At 39.8% G+C, this 26,239-nt stretch carries 24 protein-coding genes and 1 pseudogene; 17 read left to right on the forward strand and 8 right to left on the reverse strand.

Annotated features, from left to right (window positions below; all coding sequences use genetic code 11):
• Nucleotides 1-47 precede the first annotated feature (47 nt).
• From arsS to J8L85_RS03250, 7 genes and pseudogenes are all read right to left on the reverse strand, one after another.
• A complete protein-coding gene (gene arsS, locus J8L85_RS03220; RefSeq protein ID WP_211014477.1) occupies nucleotides 48-1,103 on the reverse strand; it encodes an arsenosugar biosynthesis radical SAM (seleno)protein ArsS in 1,056 nt (351 codons plus the stop codon).
• A gap of 72 nt (nucleotides 1,104-1,175) precedes the next feature.
• Entirely contained in the window at nucleotides 1,176-1,511 is a 336-nt protein-coding gene (locus tag J8L85_RS03225; RefSeq protein WP_084696481.1) for an arsenosugar biosynthesis-associated peroxidase-like protein, read from the reverse strand.
• A gap of 234 nt (nucleotides 1,512-1,745) precedes the next feature.
• Nucleotides 1,746-2,381: pseudogene (locus tag J8L85_RS03230) on the reverse strand (metallophosphoesterase family protein); the annotation flags it as partial.
• Complete coding sequence (locus J8L85_RS03235; RefSeq protein WP_211014479.1) at nucleotides 2,366-3,706, reverse strand: sodium:solute symporter; 1,341 nt, start codon at nucleotides 3,704-3,706, stop codon at nucleotides 2,366-2,368. The pseudogene J8L85_RS03230 and the gene J8L85_RS03235, both read right to left, overlap by 16 nt.
• A 5-nt stretch (nucleotides 3,707-3,711) precedes the next feature.
• The gene (locus J8L85_RS03240) at nucleotides 3,712-5,145 is read right to left on the reverse strand and encodes a SusD/RagB family nutrient-binding outer membrane lipoprotein (protein ID WP_211014481.1); all 1,434 of its coding nucleotides are present in this window, start codon (nucleotides 5,143-5,145) and stop codon (nucleotides 3,712-3,714) included.
• Nucleotides 5,146-5,151: 6 nt separating this feature from the next.
• The gene (locus J8L85_RS03245) at nucleotides 5,152-8,355 is read right to left on the reverse strand and encodes a SusC/RagA family TonB-linked outer membrane protein (protein ID WP_211014483.1); all 3,204 of its coding nucleotides are present in this window, start codon (nucleotides 8,353-8,355) and stop codon (nucleotides 5,152-5,154) included.
• A 56-nt stretch (nucleotides 8,356-8,411) separates the two neighbouring features.
• Complete coding sequence (locus J8L85_RS03250) at nucleotides 8,412-9,092, reverse strand: DUF2064 domain-containing protein (RefSeq protein WP_211014485.1); 681 nt, start codon at nucleotides 9,090-9,092, stop codon at nucleotides 8,412-8,414.
• Nucleotides 9,093-9,471: 379 nt separating this feature from the next.
• On the opposite strand from J8L85_RS03250, the gene J8L85_RS03255 reads away from it, so the two are divergent.
• Together J8L85_RS03255 and J8L85_RS03260 are read left to right on the forward strand one after the other, a co-directional pair.
• The gene (locus J8L85_RS03255; protein ID WP_211014487.1) at nucleotides 9,472-10,986 is read left to right on the forward strand and encodes a Do family serine endopeptidase; all 1,515 of its coding nucleotides are present in this window, start codon (nucleotides 9,472-9,474) and stop codon (nucleotides 10,984-10,986) included.
• A gap of 65 nt (nucleotides 10,987-11,051) precedes the next feature.
• On the forward strand, nucleotides 11,052-11,843 hold the full coding sequence (locus tag J8L85_RS03260) for a patatin-like phospholipase family protein (RefSeq protein ID WP_211014490.1): 792 nt from the start codon (nucleotides 11,052-11,054) through the stop codon (nucleotides 11,841-11,843).
• Nucleotides 11,844-11,903: 60 nt separating this feature from the next.
• Here J8L85_RS03260 and J8L85_RS03265 read toward each other — a convergent pair whose 3' ends face one another.
• On the reverse strand, nucleotides 11,904-12,953 hold the full coding sequence (locus J8L85_RS03265; protein ID WP_211014492.1) for a ferredoxin--NADP reductase: 1,050 nt from the start codon (nucleotides 12,951-12,953) through the stop codon (nucleotides 11,904-11,906).
• A 160-nt stretch (nucleotides 12,954-13,113) separates the two neighbouring features.
• On the opposite strand from J8L85_RS03265, the gene J8L85_RS03270 reads away from it, so the two are divergent.
• From J8L85_RS03270 to atpG, 15 genes are all read left to right on the forward strand, one after another.
• The gene (locus J8L85_RS03270) at nucleotides 13,114-13,452 is read left to right on the forward strand and encodes a helix-turn-helix transcriptional regulator (RefSeq protein ID WP_047246834.1); all 339 of its coding nucleotides are present in this window, start codon (nucleotides 13,114-13,116) and stop codon (nucleotides 13,450-13,452) included.
• 3 nt (nucleotides 13,453-13,455) lie between these two features.
• Nucleotides 13,456-14,121: a hypothetical protein gene (locus J8L85_RS03275; protein ID WP_211014493.1), complete on the forward strand. Its 666-nt coding sequence runs from the start codon at nucleotides 13,456-13,458 to the stop codon at nucleotides 14,119-14,121.
• Between the two features lie 20 nt (nucleotides 14,122-14,141).
• Entirely contained in the window at nucleotides 14,142-14,852 is a 711-nt protein-coding gene (locus J8L85_RS03280) for a hypothetical protein (RefSeq protein ID WP_211014495.1), read from the forward strand.
• A gap of 61 nt (nucleotides 14,853-14,913) precedes the next feature.
• Nucleotides 14,914-16,383: a DUF5687 family protein gene (locus tag J8L85_RS03285; RefSeq protein ID WP_211014498.1), complete on the forward strand. Its 1,470-nt coding sequence runs from the start codon at nucleotides 14,914-14,916 to the stop codon at nucleotides 16,381-16,383.
• Nucleotides 16,384-16,394: 11 nt separating this feature from the next.
• A complete protein-coding gene (locus J8L85_RS03290) occupies nucleotides 16,395-17,090 on the forward strand; it encodes an ABC transporter ATP-binding protein (RefSeq protein ID WP_211014500.1) in 696 nt (231 codons plus the stop codon).
• A gap of 256 nt (nucleotides 17,091-17,346) precedes the next feature.
• A complete protein-coding gene (locus J8L85_RS03295) occupies nucleotides 17,347-19,959 on the forward strand; it encodes a hypothetical protein (RefSeq protein WP_247656544.1) in 2,613 nt (870 codons plus the stop codon).
• 3 nt (nucleotides 19,960-19,962) lie between these two features.
• Nucleotides 19,963-20,394 (forward strand): polymer-forming cytoskeletal protein, encoded by a 432-nt coding sequence (locus J8L85_RS03300; protein ID WP_211014502.1) that lies wholly within the window; start codon nucleotides 19,963-19,965, stop codon nucleotides 20,392-20,394.
• The gene (locus J8L85_RS03305; RefSeq protein WP_047246827.1) at nucleotides 20,372-20,596 is read left to right on the forward strand and encodes an AtpZ/AtpI family protein; all 225 of its coding nucleotides are present in this window, start codon (nucleotides 20,372-20,374) and stop codon (nucleotides 20,594-20,596) included. The genes J8L85_RS03300 and J8L85_RS03305 overlap by 23 nt, the downstream gene beginning before the upstream one ends.
• A gap of 6 nt (nucleotides 20,597-20,602) precedes the next feature.
• Nucleotides 20,603-20,989, forward strand: a complete 387-nt coding sequence (locus tag J8L85_RS03310; protein ID WP_211014504.1) for a DUF6168 family protein — start codon at nucleotides 20,603-20,605, stop codon at nucleotides 20,987-20,989.
• Between the two features lie 94 nt (nucleotides 20,990-21,083).
• Nucleotides 21,084-22,262 carry a F0F1 ATP synthase subunit A gene (atpB, locus tag J8L85_RS03315; protein WP_211014506.1) on the forward strand — a complete coding sequence of 393 codons (1,179 nt, stop codon included), beginning with the start codon at nucleotides 21,084-21,086 and terminating at the stop codon, nucleotides 22,260-22,262.
• A 38-nt stretch (nucleotides 22,263-22,300) separates the two neighbouring features.
• Nucleotides 22,301-22,489 (forward strand): ATP synthase F0 subunit C, encoded by a 189-nt coding sequence (gene atpE / locus J8L85_RS03320; RefSeq protein ID WP_013993139.1) that lies wholly within the window; start codon nucleotides 22,301-22,303, stop codon nucleotides 22,487-22,489.
• 92 nt (nucleotides 22,490-22,581) lie between these two features.
• Complete coding sequence (locus J8L85_RS03325; RefSeq protein WP_211014508.1) at nucleotides 22,582-23,082, forward strand: F0F1 ATP synthase subunit B; 501 nt, start codon at nucleotides 22,582-22,584, stop codon at nucleotides 23,080-23,082.
• Nucleotides 23,083-23,087: 5 nt separating this feature from the next.
• Nucleotides 23,088-23,627 carry an ATP synthase F1 subunit delta gene (atpH, locus tag J8L85_RS03330; RefSeq protein ID WP_211014510.1) on the forward strand — a complete coding sequence of 180 codons (540 nt, stop codon included), beginning with the start codon at nucleotides 23,088-23,090 and terminating at the stop codon, nucleotides 23,625-23,627.
• A gap of 61 nt (nucleotides 23,628-23,688) precedes the next feature.
• Complete coding sequence (gene atpA / locus J8L85_RS03335) at nucleotides 23,689-25,266, forward strand: F0F1 ATP synthase subunit alpha (protein ID WP_211014512.1); 1,578 nt, start codon at nucleotides 23,689-23,691, stop codon at nucleotides 25,264-25,266.
• Between the two features lie 27 nt (nucleotides 25,267-25,293).
• A complete protein-coding gene (atpG, locus tag J8L85_RS03340) occupies nucleotides 25,294-26,154 on the forward strand; it encodes an ATP synthase F1 subunit gamma (protein WP_211014514.1) in 861 nt (286 codons plus the stop codon).
• Nucleotides 26,155-26,239: the final 85 nt, after the last annotated feature.

The following is a 26,239-nucleotide window of genomic DNA, read 5'->3' on the forward strand; positions in this document are numbered from 1 at the left end:
ACCCCCGTTATGATATAATTATCAATCGGGGGGTCAAATAGTTCATATTAGGCAACAGTTCCCTGACAGCTGCTACCAGAGCCGGCTGTACAGCCGTAACAGTGCTGAGATATAATAATGTTCCTGTTATTCAACAGGTCTTCGTTGTAATCTTTAATGTGTTTTACTTTACTGGCAACTTTTAAATCTAACATTTGATTAAAATCACAATCGTACAACCACCCGTCCCAACTGATGGATATGGTATTGGTGCACATGACATTGGCGACCGCGGCGGGGTTGTAGGCTTCGACCAGGGCATACATATAATCTTCATAATTTTCGGAAGCGATCAAATAATCTAAAAACCTGGCAATGGGTAGGTTCGTAATCGCGAACAGATTATGAAACTGAATGTTAAAGTCCTCCATCAAGGCTTTTTTAAAGTCTTTTTCCAAAGCAGCTTGGTCCCCGGGCAAGTAGGCTCCAGAGGGGTTATAGACTAAGTCTAACCGTAAATCGCTATCGGGTATACCATACCCCCTCTCATTTAATTCTTGTAAGGCCTTAATAGATTTATCGAACACCCCGTTACCACGTTGTTTGTCGGTTTTTCCCCTTGTGTAGTGTGGCATGGATGAAATAACATGAACATTGTGTTTTTTAAAGAAATCGGGCAGGTCATAATACTTTTTGTTGGCCCTTATAATGGTAAGGTTCGAACGAACAATAAAATCTTTGATGCCCGCCTTGGCGGCTTCTTCTACGAACCATCTAAAATGAGGGTTCATTTCTGGAGCGCCACCAGTAAGGTCAAGGGTGTGTGCACCGGTATTTTTAATAACCTCTAGGCATTGTTGCATGGTTTCCCGGGTCATGATCTCTTTTCGGTCCGGACCCGCATCTACATGGCAGTGTTCGCAGACCTGATTGCACATATAACCTACATTGATCTGTAAGATTTCCAGTTTCTTTGGACGCAGGGGAAATTTACCGATCATGTCGATCTTATCCTTAAAGTAAGGGAGTTCCCCTTCTTCAAAAATGCCACCGTTCAAGATTTCCAATTGTTTGTTGGAAACTGCTAGTTCATCTCCTTGCGCTTTTAGCGATTTTGTAGCCATATTTATAATTTAAGTAGCCATAATTTGTATTTGGAAGTAATGGTCATAAACTGACTTTTCCAAATACGGTTTCTACATAGATAATTTGTTATACTTGTTCATCATTTGTACACCGTGTACCAAGGTAGCTCCGCTTTCAATGGCCGCTCCAACATGAACCGCCTCCATCATTTCTTCCTTGGTAATTCCCTTTTGTAAACCGTCTTTGGTATAGGCATCGATACAATATGGGCATTTCACCACATGTGAAACCGCAAGTGCTATTAATGATTTCTCTCTAGCACTTAGTGCGCCTTCTTCGAAAACCTTACCATAATAGTCAAAAAATTTAGTTCCGAGCTCTTCGCTCCATTCGGTTATTTTACTGAATTTTCTTAAATCCTTTGGGTCGTAATAAGAATCTGCCATCTGTTTCTGTGTTTTTGTTTTTATATTGTTTTCTAATGAATGGTCTAAAGCAATGGGAATGCCCTGTCCCATTTTTTCTATCTCGGGAAGTATTTCCATATTGTCCCATATACCCGATGAGAGGGTGTCGGCATATGCTTCCGGTAAATGGTTTTTGTACATTAATTGCTGTGTGGTCAAATAGTCATACTCAAAAGACCGATAAGTATATTTTATTTCGCCTTCTGCTATATCCATTAATACATACCACACCCTTGTAGTACCGTCATTGGCGGGCATACCTATGACACCGGGGTTCAACCAAATTTTGTTATTAATTGATTGATGAAAAGGAAGACCACAGTGGCCTGCAATGACCAGATCACTACCTGTTGCTTCAAAACATTGTTTTTTGCTTACATCCGCGTTGGATTTAAAGATGTATTCCGATACATTTTTATAGTTGCCATGAACCACGGTAATCTTTTTGCCGCCGTAATCAAAACTGATGTTTTCCGGTAAATTCGAGATCCATTCCAATGAGTTTTTTGATAAACGGCCTTTGGTATAGGGGAACCACATCTTAGAAAAATCGTCACATCTTCCTCCTGCCTTAAAATCGCAACCACAATCTTCGCTGTCATTTGCCAACTGTATTTCTACGTTGCCAGCAATGGACAATGCGCCCCATTGTCGGAACAAAGAGACCGTTTCTTCCGGTTGGGCACAGTAGCCCGTAATATCACCCGTACAAATGCAATTATCCGGTGCTATGCCCGCTGCTTCCGCAATGGATATCAACTTTTGCAATGCCTGCAAATTGCTATAAACACCACCGAAAAGGAGTATTTTTCCAGTTTTGGCGCCAATATGTTTTATTTTTTTATCCATCTAGGTATTAAATAAAGAGTTGTACAACATAAAATTCCCCATAGGTTGATCCATAACAAATCGGCATATTTTCCTGCCGTAAATATGAGTGCTTGGGGAAACTTGTCAAAAACCAATAAAAAGCCGAATACGATACCACAAAACACGCTTAAGTGAAAACTAATTTTAGGTGTATTGTCTTTCCAGAACAAGAATATCGGGGTCAGGCCTATTACCATAGTACCACTAATAGTGGTAGCGGAGAGTATTTCTGCATCTAAGAACACTGGAACGGTACCTATAATGGCAATAATAATCATAGACCACCTGCCAAAGGACAAGGTGTTTCCTAGATTTAGATCAACGGACAGTAATTTAGAAAATGACGAAAACGTAGAATCCAATGTGGAGGCCGCCGAAGTGATCATAATAAAGTTGATGACCAATAAAATGAAAACACCCATGGCCTTACCGACTTCCACCGCAGCCTGGCCGACCATGCCCTCCGATTGGGCATAGATGCCGATTACACTGAAGAAAATAATACATACGGCACCAACAACACTGGCCCAAAGAAAACTTTTTAATGTTGTTTTTGGTGAGCTTATAAAGCCTCTATCGGTTAAAACGGGGTCATGAAAGGGATAACTAAAAGATTGTAATAGGGCGGCAAACAATAAATTAAGTCCCGTTTCAAAGGACCAGACCCCTGAATTTGCTGCATCTTTTATGGTTAACGATGATTCTTTTCCAAAAATATTGAACAATATTACCATTATAAGAATGGAGAATAACCCCATTTGGATAACATCGGTAAAAATTGAACTGCTCATACCTCCTTTTAGGACATAGGCCAATGTGAGCAGGGTAAACAAGAGGATACTTCCATAATAGGCGCTTGTTCCTATATCCCCGAAATAAGACCCAATGACCATTGTGTTGCTCCAGACCTCGTTGAACAATCTGATGGCAATGAGAACAGAAAAAACCGAGACGGCCGTTTTGCCGAACTTCGAGGTTAAAAAATGATGGATGCTGCTATAATGTCCATATATCCTCATACGGTATATGATAATGCCTGCAATAGTGAAAGATAGATAATAGCCGGCATAGGCAACACCCCCCACAATACCATAATCTAGCCCTAAATTGGCTGCATTTGTAATACTTTTGGCAAATATCCAGGAAATGACCAAACTGCCCATCAACATAAATGTGTTGGGAGCCTTTTTCCTTTGGACCGCCTTAAAAAACTGATTGGTGTCTTTTGCTAAAGGAGAAAGAAAGAATAACACCAAACTTGATGTTATAATGAGTCCCCATTGCCAAAATAAGATGTCTTTCATAATCATTAATCTTTGTCCCACCAGACTTTTACGTTAATACTGTTTCCGTTTGTATTACTGGCCGCTATGCTGTAATTGGCATTGTTCAAAGCCTCTTCTTCTGGTGGGTAGGGCATACGAACGGGAATTTGGTTATTGTTTAAACTGGCAGAAACCTGTTTTAATCTTGGGAACCCCGTTCTTCTGTATTCGACCCAACCCTCATAGCCATTTATCATATTGGCGATCCATTTTTGGGTAATAATGGTTTCTAATGAATTTTCGGGGTCGTAGGCCCCTTGATCGGTCAAATAGTTCGGAGGTAGTTCTACCTGCCAATAATCAAAAGCCTGCAATACCCCGGTTTCATAGAATGTTTGGGCCTGGGCGTTTATATATCCTTTATGGGCGGCTTCGGCCAATAGAAAATGAGTTTCCATACTGGTCATAAAATTGGCGTCCAAGAGTCCGGTGTTTTCCCTAAAAATGGTCCCCGTTAAGGAATAGTCGGACAAGGAAACAGTGGTGGCCGAGGCATCTATTCCGTTTAAAAGACCGTTATATTCATCTTCTGTTATACTGTTGGCAAAAGGTCTATAGAGTCTGGCAATTCTAGGGTCGTTTAATTCGGATAAGATATCGTGTATGGTTTCTGACATTACAAAATTGTTGAAATCACCAATACGTAAGCGGGCCAAACGGAAGTTGTTGGGTTCACCATCGCTGAAATCGAAAACGGCATTCTCATTGTTACTGTCAATAAAATTTCCTTCGTTAACTATAGATTGTAACTCTTGTGAAATATTTACCCTGGCCGAAATGCGCATCAGGTACTTGATACGTAAGGAGTTTGCAAAACGTAACCATCCATCTAAATCGCCGTTAAATAGTATGTCGCCTTCCAATACAATGGTACCTTCGTAGTTTTGTATGGTCTCAATACCCTTTGAGAGATTGTCCAAAATACCATTCTCATCCATGTAAATAGATTCTTGCGAGTCGTATTTTGGGGTTACCGTGGTATTATCTCCCTTAAAGGCCTCGAAATAGGGAACATCGCCGAATAGATCGGTCAGGCTTGCCGCCATGTATGCCTTCATAATTCTGGCAGGACCTTCATAGACCGCGTATGCCGGATTTTCTTTAGATAGGGCAAGAATAATTTCGTTGTCCCTAAGATTCTGGTAAAATATAGGCCAAGGATTTCCGCCCAATTGAGGGGATTTTAAGTTATGCCTATCAAAAAGATTAAAATCTAGCGCAGTGGTATATTGTCCCAATAAATTGCCCGCCGTAAATCCTTCATACGACATTTGCTCGCCATAATCATAAATGACCTGTCGTAATAGTAAACTCGGCTGAACGCTTACGGGGGTATTAGTGTTGGTGTTGATTTCCTCAAAATTTTGAGTGCAACCCGCCAAGAATAAAAAACCGAGTATGATATATAGATATTTCATGTTTCCTTAAAAATTAAAACTTGCCTTAAGACCATAACTACGCGTAGTTGCATACGACATATCTTCTACACCACCAATAAGCGATTGCCCTTGTACGGCAAGCTGTTCGGGATCAAAGTGAGGGTTCTCGGTAATGGCAAATAGATTTTTACCTATGAGCGATAGGTTTAAACTGGCTTCTTGGTTAAAAAGGCTTAGATTATCAAAAGTGTAGCCAATAGAAAATTGGCGTAATTTTAAAAAGGAAGCATCATAGATATTGTTCTCTTCATGGTTTCGGTCATAGAATTGGCGATAATAACTTTCTGCTGAAATAGCGACCGTATTTTGGGTGTAGATCGGGTTTTCTGTAGATCCGGTATTTACCACGCCATCCGCTACAATACCATTTTTAGGTCGGTATGCGGTTTCGGCCAGTTGACCGCCAACATTGCCCAACGCCCTGGTTCTGGATACAATAATGCCTCCTTGCCTCCAATCGAACAAGAAACTTAGATTCCACTTCTTATAATTGAAACGGTTGGAAAACCCCAGCGCAAAATCAGGATTGTAATTTCCTAGTTTTCGTAGGGTATTATCGGGGATATAGTTGCCTTGGTCTGTCAAAACAAAATCCCCGTTCTCATTTTTTAGGTATCCCGTACCATAGAGATCGCCTATGCGCCCCCCTTCTTCCACTTGTAAATATACCGTTTGGTTTTGGCTGTCGTAAATTCTTGAATAAGCAAGCGTTAACCTACCATCGTTTTGTGGCAGATCTTCAACAATGGCTTTGTTCGTACTAAAATTAAAAGTGCTTTTCCATACTAGGTTTTCGGTAACAATAGGGGAAATTCCCATAATGATCTCTACCCCTTTAGAACGTACGCTGCCCGCATTTACCACTTGTTGGGTGTATCCGGAAGAGATGCCGATGGGCAAGGATATAATTTGATCTTTTGTTAAGGCGTTGTAGTAAGAAATATCAAAATTTAACCGATCGGAAAACAAGCGGATATCGGCCCCTATTTCGAAAGATGAGGTTTGTTCCGGTCTTAGGTTGGGGTTGGCGATGGTATTTTGATTGCTGAATGTAGGTTGGCCATTGTACGGTGTCTGTGCTACAAACGCTCCGGTTGTTTGGTAAGGGTCGGTATCGTTACCGACCTGGGCCCAACTGCCCCTTAATTTTAAAAAAGAAATATAGTTTGGTAGATCTGTTACTTCCGACACTATAAAACTAGTGGATACCGAAGGGTAAAAGAAAGAGGTATTATCAACGGAAAAAGGGGTTGCCAAGGCACTGGACCAATCGTTACGAGCGGTAATGTCCATAAAAAGGAAATTTTTATACCCCAACTTTACTAGTCCATAAAAGCTGTTGATACGCTTGTTTGATTCAAATTCGAATACCTCGATAGGCGAGGCGGCATTGGATAATCTAAAAATACCCGGCTGGGCCAAACTGGTAGTTTGTGATTGTGAGGTAGATGCTTTTTGGTCCAATCTATTGCCTCCGATGGAAACATCGAGACTTAAATTATGAAACCCCTTTCCATAATTTATAAGAAAGTCTGTATTTATTTCCCTAAAAAATACGTCGTGTTCGGCATAACCTCCATTTTGAAATCTATTGGAGCTAAAGGCCCGTCTTAACCTGCGTCTTTCGTTTGAGTAATCCATACCAGATCGTAGCGAAATGGTTAGATGATCCGTAATATCATAGCTGGCGGAGATATTTCCAAAAACCCGGTCCCTGTTAAAAGAATTTCGATTTTCGTACATGGTAAAGAAGGGGTTATCAAAATAGGTGTAATTAAACGAGTATTGTTGCACTCCTTCCAACCCTGGTTGCCAATAATCTCGTAAGCTTTCGATATTTAGTGATCTGGGTCCCCATCCTACAAGGGCGTAATTTACGTTCTCGGAGCCATATCCGTTAGAGGGCCTATTGCTGCTTTTGGAATTCACATAGTTTATAAAGGACCCGAATCTTAGATTTTTGGTCGGTTTAAAATTTAAACGGGTACTAATGGTCTGTCTATCCAGATCAACACCGGGTATAATCGATTCACTCCTTAAATCTGTAAACGACAGCCTATAACTTCCTTTTTCAAACCCTGAGGAAACGGCTATGTTGTTAATAAGTGTCGTACCCGTTCTATAAAAATCTTTTAGGTTATCGGGATTGGAAACAAAAGGAGTAGGGGTAATGGGAAGATTGTTGTAAAGAGAGGTATCTCCACCTCTGACCACGGTGCCGTTGGGCAATGTGACGGGACTATCGAATTGGGGAACTAGATTACCTACATCCAAGCGCAGTCCCCAGCTATATGAAATTAAATCGTTGGTACCCCCCCCTAGACCATCAACAAAGGCAAATTGCCCGGCATTTCCTTGCCCATATTCGTTTTGAAAATCGGGGAGTTTAAAAGCCGTGTCCACAAAAAAACTGGTGTTGTAGCTAATGCCCAGATCTTTGGTGTTGCCACCATCCTTTGTTTCTATGACTATAACTCCGTTCGATGCCCGTGTACCATATAGGGCGGCGGCGCTTGGCCCTTTCAACACCGATACCTCTTTAATATCATCCGGATTCACCTCCATGGCCCCGTTACCAAAATCTATTTCTTGAAATCCGGTCGCGGCCTCATTGCTATAATTGAAAACCGAATTGTTGTTTATAGGAACCCCGTTTATAATGAATAACGGATTGTTATTTGAAAAGGATGCTTCTCCCCTAATGGTGATTTTAGATGAAGAGCCTACACCTGTAGGGCCTTGGTTGATCGTTACACCTGCTAATTTTCCGGATAGATTGTCTAAAAAATTGACCGACTTTACTTCGGTAACTCCCTGTGCGTCCAAGCTTTGAACTACATAGCCCAATTCTTTGGTTTCACGTTTTAGGCCCAAAGCGGTCAGAACCACTTCGTTCAGTTGTTCCGATGCTTCCAATAGGGTTACATTTATGACCAAACGGCCGTTAATGGTAATGTTTTGTGATTTGTAGCCCAATACAGAAAATTGCAATACACCTTGGGTGTTGGGTACTGTCAGCGAATAGGAGCCATTTTCATTGGTGGTAGCCCCTATGTCGTAATCCAACAGAACAATATTCACATAAGGTATAGCATTCCCTTCGGCATCCTTTACAGTACCGGAAATAGTATCCTGAGCTAATGTGGGTGCGGTCATAACAATGGCCATGACCAACATTACAAATTTCATATTGGAGGTTATTTCATTAGTAATCGAGGGCGCTTATGCAACCCGGGTCGGTTCAATTAGAAATGAAATAAGAAGGGAGACCCTTTGTTGTAAGGGTGTAGAACAAAGACACTTGAAAAATTTTCTATAAAGAAGGCGTCCGTGTTCTTTTTAATAAATAGAAAAGAGGTCAATATCTTTCTTAAAGAAGTGGAGATAGAACGTGTAAAAGCACAAAGTCTTTTTATGTCGTCTACGGTATCTAGATCATTAAGTACCTGTAATCGGTAAACAGCGCAATTTTTATTTGTAAGTTTTCGCAACAGACTACTTAAAAGGTTAAAACGCCGCCATGGTAATTGTTGAAAGAAGACAGGGTCAAAATTGGATTTGTGAAGGCCTATCAAATAAAAACCTCCATCCAATGAAGGACCCACTACCGTTTTTTGTGATCTAAGTGCGGATACCGCTTCCTTTAGATGGCTTGTTCGTAGTTGGGGGCTATCGTTACCAATGGCAATGACCTTATCGAACCCTTTGTTAAAAACAGTATTTAAGGCATTGGTAAAACGCTCTCCAAACGAATTGCCCATTTGTTCTTTTTCGGTAAAATGAAAGTAGGGTAACTCCGTTTTTTGAACGGTCTTCAGGGTATTTTTCGTAAGGGTATCAAACAGTATTTCTCCATTGCGGACAGGCTTATGTAACAACTCTTCGGAAGAAGAATTCGCAAATACCAAAATGGCCGTACTCTGCATTAATTTCTGTTTAATTTTCTTTTTCTATTTAAACTTACGACAAAAATTGACACGGGTTTTCTCGTATTCAAGATTTCCCTCCTTAGAATATATGAAAAAAACCTGTCAATTGACAAAATGACATAAACATACCGGTGGGTTGGTACGTTTACATCGCGAGGACCCAATTTTTTCAAAGGCACTCCATCATTTCTATTAAAAAGTCGCCAAAAAGCACATTCCTTTCAAAATTCAATATGTTTTTTTTGCAAACAGACCGGATAGTCTAAAAAAGAACTTAAAAAAATATGAAATTTTAAAAAATTTTTAGCACTGAAGGTGACCCAACTGGCATAGGGATTGACATAATTTTGTAGTAAAAACAAAAAAGAAGATAGATATGAATACAAACAAAACAAAGAGTGGAAGTATAAGGGTTTACTTCTTCTCTGCCCTTATCGCCTTGGTCGTTAGTTTAGGGGTGATAGGGTTGAACAAGCTAGACCAAAAAGATGAAGTAAAAGGAGTAACCACCGTAGAAATGGTAAAAGGAAAGCACGTGCTGTATACGGCAGATGATGAGGGTAATATTAAACCGTTGGATTTTACCGATACCTCAAAAAAGGTACTGGATGCCGTAGTGCATATAAAATCTACCCAAATGTCATCTCAATATGGCAATAGTAGGGCGAGGGAGCTCCCCGACCCGTTCAAAGAATTTTTTGGGGATATGTTCAAGGGTCAAACGCCAGAAATAAAATCGCAACCTAGGGTAGGTACCGGTTCGGGAGTCATTATCAATGACAAAGGGTACATTGTAACAAACAACCATGTGATAGAAAATGCGGATGATATTGAGGTGACCCTCTACGATAACGAATCTTATAAGGCAACGGTAATAGGTACCGACCCCACTACGGATCTGGCCCTGATTCAGATAAAGGCCGATAATCTTAAGACCATGTCTTTAGTGAATTCAGATGATGTAGAGGTTGGCGAATGGGTGCTTGCGGTTGGTAACCCCCTTGGGTTGAACTCTACGGTTACGGCCGGTATCGTAAGTGCAAAAGCACGTAATATCAATATTAACCAGGATCGTTTTGCGGTAGAAAGCTTTATTCAGACAGACGCGGCCATAAACCCGGGAAATAGTGGTGGTGCCCTGGTTAACTTAGATGGTAATTTGGTAGGGATCAATACTGCCATAGCCAGTAGAACAGGTACTTATACCGGATACGGGTTTGCGGTGCCCAGTAACATTGTTACAAAAGTTGTGGAAGACCTCTTAAAATACGGAAACGTACAAAGGGGAATGTTGGGTGTTACCATACGTACCATGGACAGTAATTTGGCCAAGGAAAAAGATGTAGATTTTGCCAGTGGTGTTTGGGTAGAAGAAGTTGGTGAAGATTCTGCCGCTGATAAGGCAGGGGTAGAGTCCGGAGATATTATTTTAGAGGTGAACGGTATCGAAACCCATACGTCTCCACGATTACAAGAAATCATTGCAGGTAAAAGACCGGGCGATAAGGTAACCTTGTTGGTAAAACGTGATGGCAAGAAAAAAGAGATAGAGGTAACCTTAATGAATAGGGAAGGTGGCACCGGTATCATTAAAAAAGAGCGAAAAGAAGTGTTTAACCTGCTTGGTGCCGATTTTGAAACTTTGGATAAGGACTTGGCCAAAAAATTGGACCTTGATGGTGGCGTTCAGGTGAAGAAGTTATATCCGGGAACAATAAAAAGACAAACACAGATGAGAGAAGGTTTTATCATCACACATATTGATGGTAAACGCGTTAAGGAAGTAGGAGATGTAGCCAAAATACTAGAGAATAAAAAAGGAGGGGTTATGTTAGAAGGGATCTATGAGAACGGTGATAAATATTATTATGCGTTCGGATTGGAATCATAAGGTAGTATTTGGTTAATTTTAATGCCGTATAGGAAGAACAAAATCCTATACGGCATTTTTATTGTATGCTCGAACCAGAAAGTAACATATCGCTAAGGTCAAAAAAAATAGGATTGGTACTATCGGGCGGTGGTGTAAGGGGCATGGCCCACATTGGGGTTATCAAGGCACTGCAAGAATTTGGTCTGGAGGCGGAAATTGTGGCAGGTAGTAGTGTTGGGGCACTTGTAGGGGCTTTATATGCAAACAATACCTCTATCACCGATATGATCCGTTTTTTTAAAGAGACCCCATTGTTTAAGTATAACTTTTTTACCATTGCCAAACCCGGCCTTTTAGATACCGACAGGTATGAAAATGTTTTTAGGAACTATTTTCCCAAAAATTCTTTTGAAGAGCTCAAAAGAGACCTTTATGTAGTTGCCACCGACCTTGAAAAAGGAGAAGAACTATTTGTGAACAGAGGAGAACTCATTAAACCTTTATTGGCATCGGCGGCGTTACCACCGGTATTCAGTCCTGTAAGCTATAACGGAGGTTTGTATGCGGATGGTGGTATTATGAACAACTTTCCATTAGAACCGGTTTTGGGTAAAGCGGACTTTATAATTGGCAGTAACGTGTCCATTGTTTCTAAATTGGACAAGAAACACTTAAAAAATTCCATCCAGCTAACAGGAAGGGTCACGGGCCTTATGATCTATGCCATTAACAGGGAAAAAATAAGGCAATGTGACATGGTCGTTGAACCCAAGGCCCTAGAGCATATAGGAATTCTTGATAGAAAGGGAATAGAAAAGGCCTATATGTTGGGTTATGAAAATGCCATTGAACAACTAAAGGTGCTGTTTCCATAAGCTATTGCACAAAGACTTGCAGATAAATTGCGGCCAGTATTTCACCAAATAGTTTGGTGGCTATACATCGTCGTAATCAATTTTTAGGGTCGGTGTTGTTGGGTGTGCCTGGCAGGTAAGAACAAAACCTTCGGCAATTTCACTATCGGTTAAAATTTGATTTACCGCCATCTCCGCCTTTCCTTCGGTAACTCGTGCAATACAGCTGCTACAAACACCTCCTTGGCAAGAATAGGGAGCGTCGATATTTTCTTTCAATACGGCATCGAGTACCGTTGTTTTCTTGTCCATGGTCAGTTGAAACTCCTCATCGTCCAAAACTACCGTTAAAGAAGTTTGTCCGTCCGGTAGGGTAGGCAATTCTTCTTTGATTTCGGTGGCCGTAAACAATTCAAAGAGAATTTTATCTTCTTCAATACCATTTTCCAACAAGGTGTCTTTTACGGTATGTATCATTTTCTCAGGACCACATAGGTAAAAGGCGTCGAAAGAGGTGTCGGCGTGTTTGTTTTTTAGGGCGTAGTTAACCGTAGAAGTGTCAATTCGTCCAAACAACGCCTTGTCTTCCCTTGTTTGACTATTGGTAAAGTAAACAAAAAATCTATTGGTGTAATCCAGTTCCAGTTTTACCAAATCGGTATAGAACATGGTTTCTTCATAGCTTTTGTTGCCATATACCAAAACAAAGGTGTTTTTTGGGTTATCGTCCAAAACAGATTTGGCAATACTCATGATCGGTGTAATGCCACTACCTGCAGCAAAGGCCGCAATATTTTGCACCTTCCCGGTCGTTTTAAAAGAGAACCTTCCTTCGGGGGGCATTACTTCCAATACATCGCCCTCTTGTAATTTAGTATTTGCGTAATGGGAAAAACCCCCATTGTCCACTTTTTTGATACCTATGGTAATATTTTCTTTTTTGGGGGATGAGCATATAGAGTAGGCCCTTCGAAGCTCTTTTCCTTTTATTTCTTTTTTTATAGTAATGTATTGCCCGGCAGTAAAAACGAAGGTCTGAACCAGATCTTTGGGTATCTCCAAGGTGACCGCAACCGAATTTGGAGTTAATTTTTTAATGCTTTTAACCGTAAGTGCATAGAAATCTGCCATAGTTTATCTTCTTAAATAGCTAGTCTACAAAATTAAGCATTGGCACATCGATATAAAATGGAAAGCTTTAAAAATATATACCTAAATTATTTATGCATAAGAAATTTATGTATATTGGTAAGGTCTATTTATTGAGATATAATTTAATGTAGCAGAAATAATGGCGAATTCTAAACTATACAAGGGAAGCTTATCTACGATCATCTTAAAATTATTGGATGAAGAAGGAAAGATGTACGGGTACGAGATTACCCAAAAAGTAAAGGCCATTACCAAAGGGGATTTAAAAATCACAGAAGGGGCCCTATATCCGGCCCTGCATAAATTGGAGGCCGAGGGCCTGTTGGATGTTGAGGTGGCCAAAGTGGACAATCGTTTGCGCAAGTATTATAAACTAACCGAGCAAGGGGAAAAAGAAACCGTGAACCGTTTGGCCGAGTTGGAAGAATTTATAAGAAGTATGCAGCAATTGGTCAAACCTAAATGGAGCATTCAATAGATTATGGAACTTACACATGATGAAATAAAAGCTATAGAGCGCTATTTGGATAGTAAGAACCTTACCCATGTAGATTTGAGGGTAGAGGTAGTTGATCATATCTCGGAAAGTATTGGTGAGGCTATGCAATCTCAAAAAGTCGATTTTGATACCGCTTTTCAAAACGAAATAAGTAAATGGCATACCGATCTTGGGGAGTATTCCAGTTATTGGCTCGGACTGCTTTGGGTGGGCCCCAGAATTGTTATAAATAAATGCGTCAAAAGAGTAAAGGTTATTTATTTAAAGACTGTTTTGTTCGCCTTTGCCATAACGGGGCTCTTCTTTTTGGCTACAGATGTGATTGCGATAGAAGCGTTAAGAGCTTTGGAGGTTTTTGTAGGTTCGTTATACCTCTTGTTATTTGCTGTGTTGCTCTTTTTTAAATACCGGATCAAGGGCACTGGTTTTCAAACATCGTTCAGTTTTCTGTTCAATATAAACGCCATCGCTTTTTCGTTCATGTTTGTATTGTACAATCCGTTTTGGACAGTATTTATGTCTTTGCTCCAAGATAGCGCCCTAAACCTTGTTTCCGTCTGGATGCATGCCTTTACCTTGGCCTTTTCATTTTTCTTTTTAGAGTTTTATAATTCACATATGGCAACCAATAAGCAGGTATTGATATGAAATCTGATCTATAATTAAGAATGAAGCTTACTCAAGATCACATACAACAGCTGTATAAATTTACCAGGGCACACCATGTAGAGCATTACGACCTGCAAACAGAGCTGGTAGACCATATGGCCAATGGTATAGAAGAGCAATGGCAAAAGAACCCGAACCTTTCTTTTGAAGAGGCCCTACAAGGCGAATTTAAAAAGTTTGGGGTTTTGGGTTTTATGGATGTGGTAGAAAAGCGGCAAAAGGCCTTGGGTAAAAAATACAGGTCTATTATATGGAGGTTCTTTAAAGAGTGGCTGCAGTTGCCAAAACTGCTTTTAACATTTTCTGCAGTAGCGATCGTGTATACCATACTACATTATACAAGTGATAGCGATGTAAAGGAATACGTTTGTTTCGGAATGGCTTTTTTACTGGTTGTTTTTTCTATGGGTTATCTTTTTGTTTCAAGAAAGTATAGAAAATCTAAAATGGTAGAGGGCGGTAAAAAATGGATGTTGGGGGAGATGATCTACAATCTTGGCAATGTGGTTGTTTATAATAACCTAGTGTTTCAGATAGTGTTATCCGTCCAAAATCTTGATCGATCTTTAATCGATAACATTTGGTTTGATCTGGCCTATGCCCTGCTGGTCGTAGCAGCTGCTTTGACTACCTATGTGGTTATGTTCGTTATTCCTTCAAAGGCGGAAGAATTGTTGGAGGAAACATATGCGGAGTATAAAATTGCCTAGATACTGTAACAAATTTGATTTTCTAAATACCTATTGTCTAAATAATAGCAACCAACCAACTATGTTTAAGAAATTTGCTTCGTTACAATGGAAATCTTTTTTTAGGTCTCCCAACTTCGGAAAAAGTCTTGCGGTAAAGATTCTGATGGGCTTTTTTGCGGTCTATATGTTGATCGTATTAGCGGCCATGGGGGTCGCCAGCTATTTTATCTTAAAAGATATTTTTCCGGATCAAAGCCCTATGTGGTCTATAAGTCAGTATATGATTTACTGGATATTGATCGAGTTGTTCTTCCGTTACTTTATGCAGAAGCTTCCGGTTATGGATATAAAGCCTTTTTTGACCACACCAGTTAAAAAAAGTACTATTGCCCACTATATTTTAGGTCGTTCGGCAGCATCGATCTATAATTTGTTGTCCCTTTTCTTTTTTGTTCCCTTTTGTATTGTTCTACTTTTTCAAGGGTATTCTTTTCTTAATGTAAGCCTATGGCTGGTGTCGATTATGGCCATTGTACTGGGCATTAATTATATAAATCTATTAATTAATAAAAGCGATAAGGCGCTTATTGCCCTAGGTACCATAATTGCAGTGCTGTATGGACTGGATTATTTTGGTCTCTTCTCGGTAAAGGACTTTTTCGCACCTATATTTCATGCGTTGTATGCATATCCAATAACGGTGCTTGTGCCCATAGCCCTGGCTGTGCTCATTTATTACCTTAACTACAAGTACCTGCATAACAAAATATACCTGGATGCAAGCTTAAAACCAAAGGACGTACAGGTGAATGCCAGCGATTTGGCATGGACCAAGAAATTGGGCGATATGGGAACTTTTCTTCAATTAGACCTTAAAATGATATGGAGGAACAAACGTACCAAGTCGCAGGTATGGATCTCTTTGTTGTTCGTTTTCTACGGATTAATATTCTACACGCAGGACATTTATGCCGAAATGATGCCGATGAAGGCATTTTTAGGAGTCTTTATGACGGGGATTTTCCTTAGTAATTTCGGTCAGTTCATACCCGCCTGGGATAGTAGTTATTATAGTATGATGATGTCGCAGAACATTCCATTGCGAAAGTACTTGGAGTCTAAGGCCTTGCTTATATCGGTCAGTGTTATTTTTATGTTTTTGCTTACCATCCCCTATGTTTACTTTGGTTGGGAGGCATTGGCCATTAATTTTGGCTGTGCATTGTATAACCTGGGCGTAAATATACCGGTAATTCTATTTTTCGGTTCCTTCAATAAAAAACGAATAGAATTAGATCAGAGTCCGTTCGGTAATATGCAAGGTACCAGTGCCAATCAATTTTTGATTATGCTGCCCGTATTAATAGTGCCGATTCTCATATTCACCCTATTTTATTATTTAATCTCTGTAGAGGCCGCGGTAATCGTTTTATCGGTAATGGGCATTGCAGGGTTGGCCATGAGAAATTTCCTTTTGGACAAGGTGACCCAACAGTACAGAAAAAAGAAATATGGCATGATCGCCGGATTTAAACAAAAGAATAGCTAACAATATCGACCATGATTATAACACAGAATTTAACGAAGAAATACGGTAAGCAGACCGTTTTGAATATTGAACATTTAGAAATCCCCACAGGGCAGAGTTTTGGTCTGGTCGGAAATAATGGAGCTGGCAAGACCACATTTTTTAGTTTGCTGCTAGATTTGATACAGCCTACATCTGGCCATATAGATAATAATGGGGTACAGGTAAATACCAGCGAAGAATGGAAGCCTTTTACGTCATCGTTTATAGACGAAACCTTTTTAATAGGGTATTTGACCCCTGAAGAGTACTTTTACTTTATTGGAGATCTACGGGGGCAGAACAAAGCGGACGTAGATGCACTATTGGCTCAGTTCGATGATTTTTTTCATGGCGAAATACTTGGGCAAAAGAAGTACCTACGCGACCTTTCCAAAGGAAATCAGAAAAAGGCCGGTATTGTGGCTTCTTTTATAGGAAATCCGGAGGTTGTTATTTTAGATGAGCCTTTTGCCAATTTAGACCCTACCACCCAGATACGTTTAAAAGCGATCATCAAAGATTTGGCCGCAAAGGAAAATGTGACCGTATTGGTATCCAGTCACGATTTGATCCACGTAACCGAAGTTTGTGAACGTATTGTAGTGCTGAACAAAGGCGAAGTGGTCAAGGATATTAAAACATCCACAGAAACATTAAAGGAATTGGAAACCTTTTTTGCCGGATAAATTCCTTTTAAAGTACTATAAAAGGTAAAAATGGATATAAAAAACAAAAACCGACTCACGAGTCGGTTTTTTGATGTAAAAATCTCATTGTAATTTTGGAGTCAGTCGTTTTATAACGACGAAACATCGATAAAAAGAGTAAAATCTTCATTTTTTTAAGGTAGATCTTCCTAAAACAAACTAACTGGTTTGTAAAAATGGAGGACGGGAAAAACAACTAGGGTGTAGTGGATGAAGATAAAATGACGTTTTGTCGATGAACAGTATAATAATATGGTTGTTTTTTAGTTATGCATACATACGTAGACAGTCTATTTTGAAGCTTAGAAACAAACTTATTTTATCCGGTCTTGTGGGAACATTGTTCTTTAGTGCATGTTCCACGAAAAAAGATGCCTTTATCAATCGCAATTGGCATGCCTTGAATACAAAGTATAACACTTTGTACAATGGCAATATTGCTTTTGAAGAGGGCAGGGCCACTTTAAATGACACCTATAAAGACGATTATTGGGAAATTTTGCCAATAGAGCGCCTAGAAGTATCCGGAGAGGTTAAGTTAGACTCTGAAGATAATAATCCGAACTTTATCATTGCCGAGGAGAAAGCCACAAAGGCCATCCAAAAGCATAGTATGGATATTAAAAACGAGGAACGTAACCCGCAGACCGATGAGGCTTTTCTATTATTGGGGAAGGCCCGTTACTTTGATGAAAGATATATACCTGCCCTAGAGGCCTTCAATTATATTCTGAACAAGTATTCCGAAAGCGATAAGCTCAATGAGGCAAGCATTTGGAGAGAAAAGGTAAACATACGTTTAGAGAACGAAGAGTTGGCGATTAAAAACTTAAAACGCCTAATGAAGTTCGAAAATCTTAAAGACCAAGAATATGCCGATGCCCGGGCCATGTTGGCACAAGCCTATATAAATCTAAATGTTCCCGATACGGCCATACAACAGCTTAAGGTAGCTTCACATTATACCAAAAAGAACCCCGAAAAAGGAAGGTATTACTATATAATAGGACAGCTTTACAATCAACTGGGCTATAAAGACAGTGCCAACTACGCCTTTGATAAGGTGATAGAACTTAATAGAAAATCGCCCAGGGTATATATGATCAACGCCGAGATCCAAAAGATCAAGAACACGAAGGTGACCGATGAGAACAAAGAAGAAATGCTGGAGTATCTTACTGATTTAGAGGAGAATCGTGAGAACAGGCCTTTTTTAGATAAGATATATAGGCAGATAGCCGAATACCACTTGGCAGAGGGTTCCGATAGTTTGGCATTGGTCTATTTTAACAGATCGCTACGAGCCACCCAGAACGAGCCAAAGCTTAGTGCCTTGAACTACGAAAACTTGGCGGAATACAACTTTGACCAGAACAATTATAAACACGCCGGGGCATACTACGACAGTGTTTTGACCAACTTGGACGAAAACACTAAAAAATATCGTACCATTAAAAAGAAGCTCGACAATCTAGAGGATGTTATTAAATATGAAGATATTGTACAGTATGCCGATAGTGTGATCAATCTATACTATCTGCCAAAAGATGAGCAAATCGCATATTTTGAGAAACATATCGAAGAGCTAAAGGCGGCCAAAGAAGCAGCGCAGAAGAAAGAAAGAGACAAATTAACCGATGGTTTTGCCGCATTTGCCAAAAGTAAGGGCGGAAAGGAAAACAAAGGTAAATTCTATTTCTACAACATTACCAGTTTAGGATATGGCCAAAATGATTTTAAGAATAGATGGGGCAATCGTGAGCTGGAAGACGATTGGCGATGGTCGAACAAATCTGTTACGAATGTTTCGACCGCCGAAGATGCGGTCGCGCAAGGTGATTTAACGGAAACTCCTATTTCTGAAGAAGAAAAATTTTCACTTGATTTTTATATGGATCGGCTTCCAAAAGATGTTTCGGTCATTGATAGCCTAAAGACCGAACGCAACTTTGCCAATTATCAATTGGGACTCATCTATAAAGAAAAGTTCAAAGAAAATATGTTGGCAGCGGAAAAACTGGAAAGTGTCCTGGCCTCCGATCCCGAAGAGCGCTTGGTGCTTCCATCAAAATATAACCTGTATAAAATATACGAGGAAGAGAATAGCCCTTTAATGGCGACAATGAAAGCGGATATTATTGCCAACCATAAAGATTCTAGATATGCAGAAATATTATTGAACCCGCAAGCGGTGCTTGCCGACAGTTCGGACAGTCCTGAAAAAAGATATCAAAATTTATTCGAGAAATTTCAGGAGCAAAAGTTCTTGGAGGTCATTACCGGTACCGAAGAGAATATTAATAGGTTTACGGGAGACCCTATAGTGCCCAAGTTCGAGATGTTGAAAGCCAATGCTATTGGTAGGCTTCAAGGTTTTGAACCGTTTAAGGAGGCCCTGAACTATGTTGCGTTGACTTACCCGAACAATCCAGAGGGTAAGAAGGCGGAACAGATGATAGCGGAACAATTGCCTAAGCTGGAATCTACCCAATTTTCACCAGAAACAGGCTCTCAGGGCACCTCTAATTGGAAAGTCGTTTTTCCGTTTAAGAGAAGCGATAACGAAAGGGCATTGGAATTGATGGAGTTGTTAGAAAAATCCATTGTAGATTTAAAGTATAAGAATATTGTTTCAAAAGATATTTATAATTTAGAAGAGCAATTTGTGGTAGTACATGGCTTTAAATCCAAAGATTTTGCCCTAGGATATGCCGAGCTTTTAAAAAACAACAAGGATTATAAGGTTGCTGATGAGAATTTCGTAATTTTATCTGACAACTATAAAATAATACAAGTACATAAAAATTTACAAGCATACAAGAACACACTTTTAACCCCAAAACCTTGAACAATGTTTTCAGACAAACAAAAACCTAGATCTATGAGCGAAATTGGAGGACAACCCAACAGAATTGAAAAAAACACTAAGATTAAAGGAGATATCGTTTCCGAAGCCGATTTTCGTATCGATGGAAAATTGGACGGCAACGTAAAAACTTCGGGCAAAGTGGTCATTGGTAAAGATGGTTATATTCACGGCAAGGTAGAATGCGTGAATGCCGATATCGAAGGTAGCTTCAATGGAGAACTATTGGTTTCCGACTTATTATCGTTAAAATCATCTGCAATAATCGAGGGTACGGTATCCGTTTCTAAATTGGCCGTTGAGCCTGGTGCTACCTTTAATGCTTCATGTAGCATGAAAGGAAAAGGCCTAGGAACTAATTCAGGAGGGTTCAAATCTTCCGTAGGCGGAAAAAATGAGCCGGCAAAAGCCTCATAACAATTCCGATTTGCTGCGTGCCGCAGCAAGCCTATCGGGTATTGCCATTCAAATGGGAGCAACCATTTATTTGGGCAATTTGTTAGGTTCTTGGTTGGATGAAAAATTTCAAAAAACATTTTTAGAGGATACAGTTACATTACTTGCCGTATTTTTGTCGATATACTTGGTCATAAAAAAAGTAATGGCCCTAAATAAATAGGTAAAATTGCTCAAAAAGATATTTTTATACACAGCCGTGTTCGCTTTGGTGGGCACGGTCTCTTATTTCTTGCACAGTCTGTTTTTGCAAGAAGATGATCTAGAAATTAGATCGATTTTGGAAAAAACATACCTGTTCCATTTTTTGTATTCCCTACTATTGGTTGTCGGGTTTGAAATTCTTTCAAAACAACATAAAATATTTGAACAATTAGGTTTTATCTATATAGGCCTGTTGGTTTTTAAAATTGTACTCTTTACGGCCATGCTTTTCCCACAACTAATGGGAGATCAACCACTTCCCCGTATTTATAGGGCTTTTATTCTTGTTCCTATATTTATATTCTTGTCTTTAGAAGTCTTTTTTGTTTCAAAAATCATGCAAAGAAAATAATCTGGAATTTTAAAGCTTTAAAATTCTTTGAATTACGGTAATATTAACTACTTTTGCGCAAATTTTCAGGAGCATAATTTTTGATAAAGAAATAATGAAGGACGTTTCAAAAGTGATTAAAAAGCTAGTGTTGTTTTTGGCAATAGGAAGTTCACTCCAAGGTTTTGCAGTCTCAGAGGGTCAAAAAGAAGGTACTGTTAGCAGTAAAGAAGATGTAGATGCATATATTCTGCACCATATTAAAGACGCTCATGACTTTCACCTGTTTTCTTATACAAACAGTGAAGGGGAGAGAAAGCATGTAGGCTTTCCATTACCGGTAATATTATGGTCCAGCAATGGCTTGGTAACGTTTATGTCCTCTGAATTTCACCATGATGATAACGGCGAGGTCGTGGTAGAAAAAAATGGTTCTAAGTTCGTTAAGTTGCACAGTAAGATATATGAGTTGGAAGAAGGTGCAACTTCTTTAAGTTTAGACGAAGACCATCATGCGGCCAATGCGCACAAAGTGTTGGATTTTTCTATCACCAAAAGTGTATTCGGAATTTTATTGGTAGGTCTTTTTATGTTATGGGCCTTTTCTTCTTTGGCCAAACAATATAAAAGCAAAAGTGTTCCTACCGGTTTTGGTAGGGTTTTAGAGCCGTTGGTGATATATGTACGTGACGAAATCGCCCGTCCTAACATAGGTGAGAAAAAATACAGAAAGTTTACCGGCTATTTGTTGACCGTATTCTTCTTTATTTGGATTTTGAACCTTTTAGGCTTGACCCCATTTGGCTTTAACGTAACAGGACAACTTGCGGTAACCGCTGCATTGGCCATATTTACCTTGTTTATATATACGTTTAGTGGAAATAAAGATTATTGGATGCACATGCTCTGGATGCCAGGGGTACCTGTGTTGATAAGACCTGTATTGGCTATTATTGAATTGGCCGGGGCGTTTATCATTAAGCCATTTTCATTGTTGGTGCGTCTTTTTGCAAACATATCTGCGGGCCACATCGTAGTTATGAGCTTGATCGCTATTATGTTCACCCTTAAGGAAACCCTTACGGTCGGTGGGGCTACGGCCTTGTCTTTTGTGTTGTCGTTTTTTATCACATTGATAGAAGTATTGGTAGCCTTTTTGCAGGCCTACATATTTACAATGCTTTCGGCCTTGTTTATTGGTATGGCGGTAGCGGAACATGAGCATGAACATGAGCATGATGCCGAAGGGCATGTGGTACCGGATGCAGAAGATGTAAGAGGAGATTTTATTTAAGAAGAGTTTTTTTAATTTAATATATAAATCAGTTTACTATGTACAATTTAATTGGAGCAGGTTTAATCGTTATCGGAGCAGGTATTGGACTTGGTCAAATTGGTGGTAAGGCAATGGAAGGTATTGCCCGTCAACCAGAAGCGACCGGTAAAATTCAAACTGCGATGATTATCATCGCTGCACTTTTGGAAGGTTTGGCATTCGGTGCCTTGTTCTTAGGAAAATAAGAATATTAAACCAAAAAAGACATTTTCCTGCAACGGTTGGTTGCAGGAAATGTTTTAATTATTGATTCGTATTTTAATTTATAGATAAATAAATGGAAACTTTATTAAACGATTTTTCGCCAGGTTTGTTCATAGTTCAGGTCATTTTGTTATTGGCCTTGATATTTTTGATGGTGAAATTTGCTTGGAAACCAATTCTAAATTCTTTGAACGAAAGGGAAGCCGGTATTCAAGATGCTTTGGCCGCAGCTGAAAAGGCAAAAGCCGATATGCAAAATCTTCAGGCGGACAACGATAGAATGTTGAAAGAAGCCCGTGCAGAGCGTGAGGCAATGTTGAAGGAAGCCCGTGAGATCAAAGATAAAATGATAGCCGACTCTAAAGAGCAGGCGAAAGCTGAGGGCGATAAAATGATCAAGCAGGCACAGGCCACAATAGAGAGCGAGAAGAAAGCCGCTGTTGCCGATATCAAAAGCCAAGTGGCGGAACTATCCGTTAGTATTGCAGAAAAAGTATTGAAAGAGGAATTATCCGCTAAAGACAAGCAGCTTCAATTAGTGGAGAAAATGTTGGGTGATATCAAATTGAACTAAAAGAAATGAGCGACTCTAGAGCAGCAATCAGATATGCGAAGGCCATTTTGGATTTGGCAGTGGAAAACAAGGCTACCGATGCCGTTGAGAAAGATATGCGTACCATAGTGGATACCATTTCAGACAGCACGGATCTAAAAGATATGTTGTCTAGCCCTGTTATTTCCGGAGACGTAAAAAAGAAAGTCTTGAACGAGGTTTTCAAAGGGTCTCATGCAATTACCGATGGAATGATAGGCATGTTGGTAGACAACAAAAGGGTTGCTATGTTGAACGAGGTAGCTTTAAAGTACATCATTCTAAACGAGCAATTGAAAGGAAATGATGTAGCATACGTAACTACCGCGGTTCCTATGGACGAAGCCTTGGAAAAAAAGGTTTTGAAACATGTAGCCTCCATTACCGGCAATGAGGTAACCATTGAAAATAAGATCGATGAGAGTATCATCGGTGGGTTTGTTTTAAGAGTGGGCGATTTGCAGTACGATGCCAGCATTTCGAACAAATTGAACAATTTAAAAAGAGAATTTACAAACAGTCTATAATAATTATTAGTAGAAAGAGAGGGGTGAAACTCCTTATTTCAACACTTTATATCTAGAACATATGGCAGGAGTAAAAGCCGCAGAAGTATCGGCAATTTTAAAGAAACAATTATCAGGATTTGATGCAACCGCTACTTTGGATGAAGTAGGAACTGTATTGCAAGTAGGTGATGGTATTGCCAGGGTCTACGGCTTGGCAAATGCACAATATGGTGAGTTGGTTGAGTTCGAAGGCGGTTTGGAAGGAATCGTTTTGAACTTGGAAGAAGACAATGTGGGTGTTGTATTGTTAGGACCTTCCAAAGAAGTTGGAGAAGGTGCTACCGTTAAAAGAACCCAAAGAATTGCCTCTATCAATGTTGGTGAAGGAATTGTTGGTCGTGTGGTAGATACTTTGGGTAACCCTATCGATGGTAAGGGGCCTATTACCGGTGACACTTATGAAATGCCATTGGAGCGTAAAGCACCGGGTGTTATTTATAGAGAACCTGTAACAGAACCAATGCAATCTGGTATCAAGGCGATAGATGCCATGATTCCTGTAGGTCGTGGTCAAAGGGAGCTTGTGATCGGTGACCGTCAAACAGGTAAGACTACTGTTTGTATAGATACTATTCTAAACCAGAAAGAATTTTATGATGCCGGTGAGCCTGTTTACTGTATATATGTAGCCGTAGGGCAAAAGGCATCTACAGTAGCAGGGATAGCTCAAATATTAGAAGATAAAGGTGCAATGGCCTATACGACCATTGTTGCCGCAAATGCATCCGATCCTGCTCCAATGCAGGTGTATGCTCCGTTTGCCGGTGCTTCTATCGGTGAGTACTTTAGAGATACAGGTCGTCCAGCATTGATCATATATGATGATTTGTCAAAACAAGCGGTAGCTTACCGTGAGGTGTCCCTTCTTTTGAGAAGACCACCAGGACGTGAGGCTTACCCAGGTGACGTTTTCTACCTACACTCTAGATTATTGGAGCGTGCCGCAAAAGTTATCAATGATGACGATATCGCAAAAGAAATGAACGATTTACCAGAGGTGTTAAAACCGATGGTAAAAGGTGGTGGTTCTTTAACGGCATTGCCAATTATCGAAACTCAGGCAGGTGACGTATCGGCCTATATACCTACCAACGTAATTTCTATTACCGATGGTCAGATTTTCTTAGAGCAAGATTTGTTCAACCAAGGTGTAAGACCAGCAATTAACGTGGGTATTTCGGTATCTCGTGTGGGTGGTAACGCACAGATCAAATCAATGAAAAAAGTGGCTGGTACCTTAAAACTGGATCAAGCACAGTTCCGTGAATTGGAAGCATTCGCGAAATTTGGTTCCGATTTGGATGCTGCTACATTGAACGTGATCGAGAAAGGTCGTAGAAATGTTGAAATCTTAAAGCAAGCACAGAACGATCCTTATACGGTAGAAGATCAGATCGCGATTATTTACGCAGGGTCTAAAAACTTATTGAAAGATGTTCCTGTTGAAAAGGTCAAAGAATTTGAACGTGATTTCTTGGAATTCTTGAATGCTAAGCATAGAGATGTACTTGACACTTTAAAAGCTGGAAAATTAACAGACGAGGTTACAGATACCTTAGCCTCTGTTTGTAAAGAGCTTTCTGCTAAATACAACTAAATTAAATCGAATTCTTAACTCGAAAGAATGGCCAATTTAAAGGAAATACGTAATAGAATAGCATCTGTTTCTTCAACCATGCAGATTACCAGTGCCATGAAAATGGTATCTGCTGCAAAATTGAAAAAAGCGCAAGATGCCATTACGGCAATGAGGCCTTATGCCGATAAGCTAACGGAACTTTTACAAGGTCTTAGCGCCAGTTTGGAAGGGGACTCAGGAAGCAAGTATGCCGATAATAGAGAGGTGAACAAAGTATTGGTGGTAGCCATAACCTCTAATAGGGGGTTATGTGGTGCGTTCAACTCTAATATTTTAAAACAGAGTACCGATCTTGTCGAGAATGTGTACGCTGGAAAACAAGTGGATTTTGTTGCCATTGGTAAAAAGGCCAATGATTTTCTTGGAAAGCGATACAATGTTATTGCTGAGCATAGCGTTATTTTCGATGACCTAACATTTGATAATGTTGCCTTGATCGCAGAAGACCTGATGGAGAAGTTCACCAACGGTACTTACGATCGTATTGAAATTATATACAACAAGTTCAAGAATGCGGCGACACAAATTGTTATGACCGAACAATTTCTTCCAATAGTGCCTGTTACAGGGGAAGATAGTGCCAATGTAGATTACACTTTTGAGCCATCTAAGGCAGAAATAGTGGAGCAATTGATCCCGAAATCATTAAAGACACAATTGTATAAGGGCATAAGAGATTCGTTTGCTAGTGAGCACGGAGCGCGTATGACCGCTATGCACAAGGCTACCGATAACGCCACTGAATTGAGAGATCAGCTTAAATTGACCTATAACAAGGCAAGACAAGCAGCAATTACAAATGAAATATTAGAAATAGTTGGTGGAGCCGAGGCTTTGAACAACTAATTTCATATTAATAGTAGAATAAAAAACCTCACAGAAATGTGAGGTTTTTGTTTTTAAGGTCAGACCACTTCAATTTTTAACCGAC

Origin of the sequence: Maribacter sp. MMG018 (genome assembly GCF_018100785.1) — a bacterium.
Classification (GTDB): Bacteria; Bacteroidota; Bacteroidia; order Flavobacteriales; family Flavobacteriaceae; genus Maribacter.

Coding starts and splice junctions, on each gene's coding strand:
- atpH (WP_211014510.1), top strand. CDS start 23,088: ATGAGCGACTCTAGAGCAGCAATCAGATATGCGAAGGCCATTTTGGAT.
- atpA (WP_211014512.1), top strand. CDS start 23,689: ATGGCAGGAGTAAAAGCCGCAGAAGTATCGGCAATTTTAAAGAAACAA.
- J8L85_RS03270 (WP_047246834.1), top strand. CDS start 13,114: ATGGCGAATTCTAAACTATACAAGGGAAGCTTATCTACGATCATCTTA.
- J8L85_RS03290 (WP_211014500.1), top strand. CDS start 16,395: ATGATTATAACACAGAATTTAACGAAGAAATACGGTAAGCAGACCGTT.
- J8L85_RS03245 (WP_211014483.1), bottom strand. CDS start 8,355: ATGAAATTTGTAATGTTGGTCATGGCCATTGTTATGACCGCACCCACA.
- atpE (WP_013993139.1), top strand. CDS start 22,301: ATGTACAATTTAATTGGAGCAGGTTTAATCGTTATCGGAGCAGGTATT.
- J8L85_RS03280 (WP_211014495.1), top strand. CDS start 14,142: ATGAAGCTTACTCAAGATCACATACAACAGCTGTATAAATTTACCAGG.
- J8L85_RS03225 (WP_084696481.1), bottom strand. CDS start 1,511: ATGGCAGATTCTTATTACGACCCAAAGGATTTAAGAAAATTCAGTAAA.
- J8L85_RS03300 (WP_211014502.1), top strand. CDS start 19,963: ATGTTTTCAGACAAACAAAAACCTAGATCTATGAGCGAAATTGGAGGA.
- J8L85_RS03305 (WP_047246827.1), top strand. CDS start 20,372: ATGAGCCGGCAAAAGCCTCATAACAATTCCGATTTGCTGCGTGCCGCA.
- J8L85_RS03285 (WP_211014498.1), top strand. CDS start 14,914: ATGTTTAAGAAATTTGCTTCGTTACAATGGAAATCTTTTTTTAGGTCT.
- atpG (WP_211014514.1), top strand. CDS start 25,294: ATGGCCAATTTAAAGGAAATACGTAATAGAATAGCATCTGTTTCTTCA.
- arsS (WP_211014477.1), bottom strand. CDS start 1,103: ATGGCTACAAAATCGCTAAAAGCGCAAGGAGATGAACTAGCAGTTTCC.
- J8L85_RS03265 (WP_211014492.1), bottom strand. CDS start 12,953: ATGGCAGATTTCTATGCACTTACGGTTAAAAGCATTAAAAAATTAACT.
- atpB (WP_211014506.1), top strand. CDS start 21,084: ATGAAGGACGTTTCAAAAGTGATTAAAAAGCTAGTGTTGTTTTTGGCA.
- J8L85_RS03325 (WP_211014508.1), top strand. CDS start 22,582: ATGGAAACTTTATTAAACGATTTTTCGCCAGGTTTGTTCATAGTTCAG.
- J8L85_RS03250 (WP_211014485.1), bottom strand. CDS start 9,092: ATGCAGAGTACGGCCATTTTGGTATTTGCGAATTCTTCTTCCGAAGAG.
- J8L85_RS03260 (WP_211014490.1), top strand. CDS start 11,052: ATGCTCGAACCAGAAAGTAACATATCGCTAAGGTCAAAAAAAATAGGA.
- J8L85_RS03255 (WP_211014487.1), top strand. CDS start 9,472: ATGAATACAAACAAAACAAAGAGTGGAAGTATAAGGGTTTACTTCTTC.
- J8L85_RS03295 (WP_247656544.1), top strand. CDS start 17,347: ATGAACAGTATAATAATATGGTTGTTTTTTAGTTATGCATACATACGT.
- J8L85_RS03240 (WP_211014481.1), bottom strand. CDS start 5,145: ATGAAATATCTATATATCATACTCGGTTTTTTATTCTTGGCGGGTTGC.
- J8L85_RS03235 (WP_211014479.1), bottom strand. CDS start 3,706: ATGAAAGACATCTTATTTTGGCAATGGGGACTCATTATAACATCAAGT.
- J8L85_RS03275 (WP_211014493.1), top strand. CDS start 13,456: ATGGAACTTACACATGATGAAATAAAAGCTATAGAGCGCTATTTGGAT.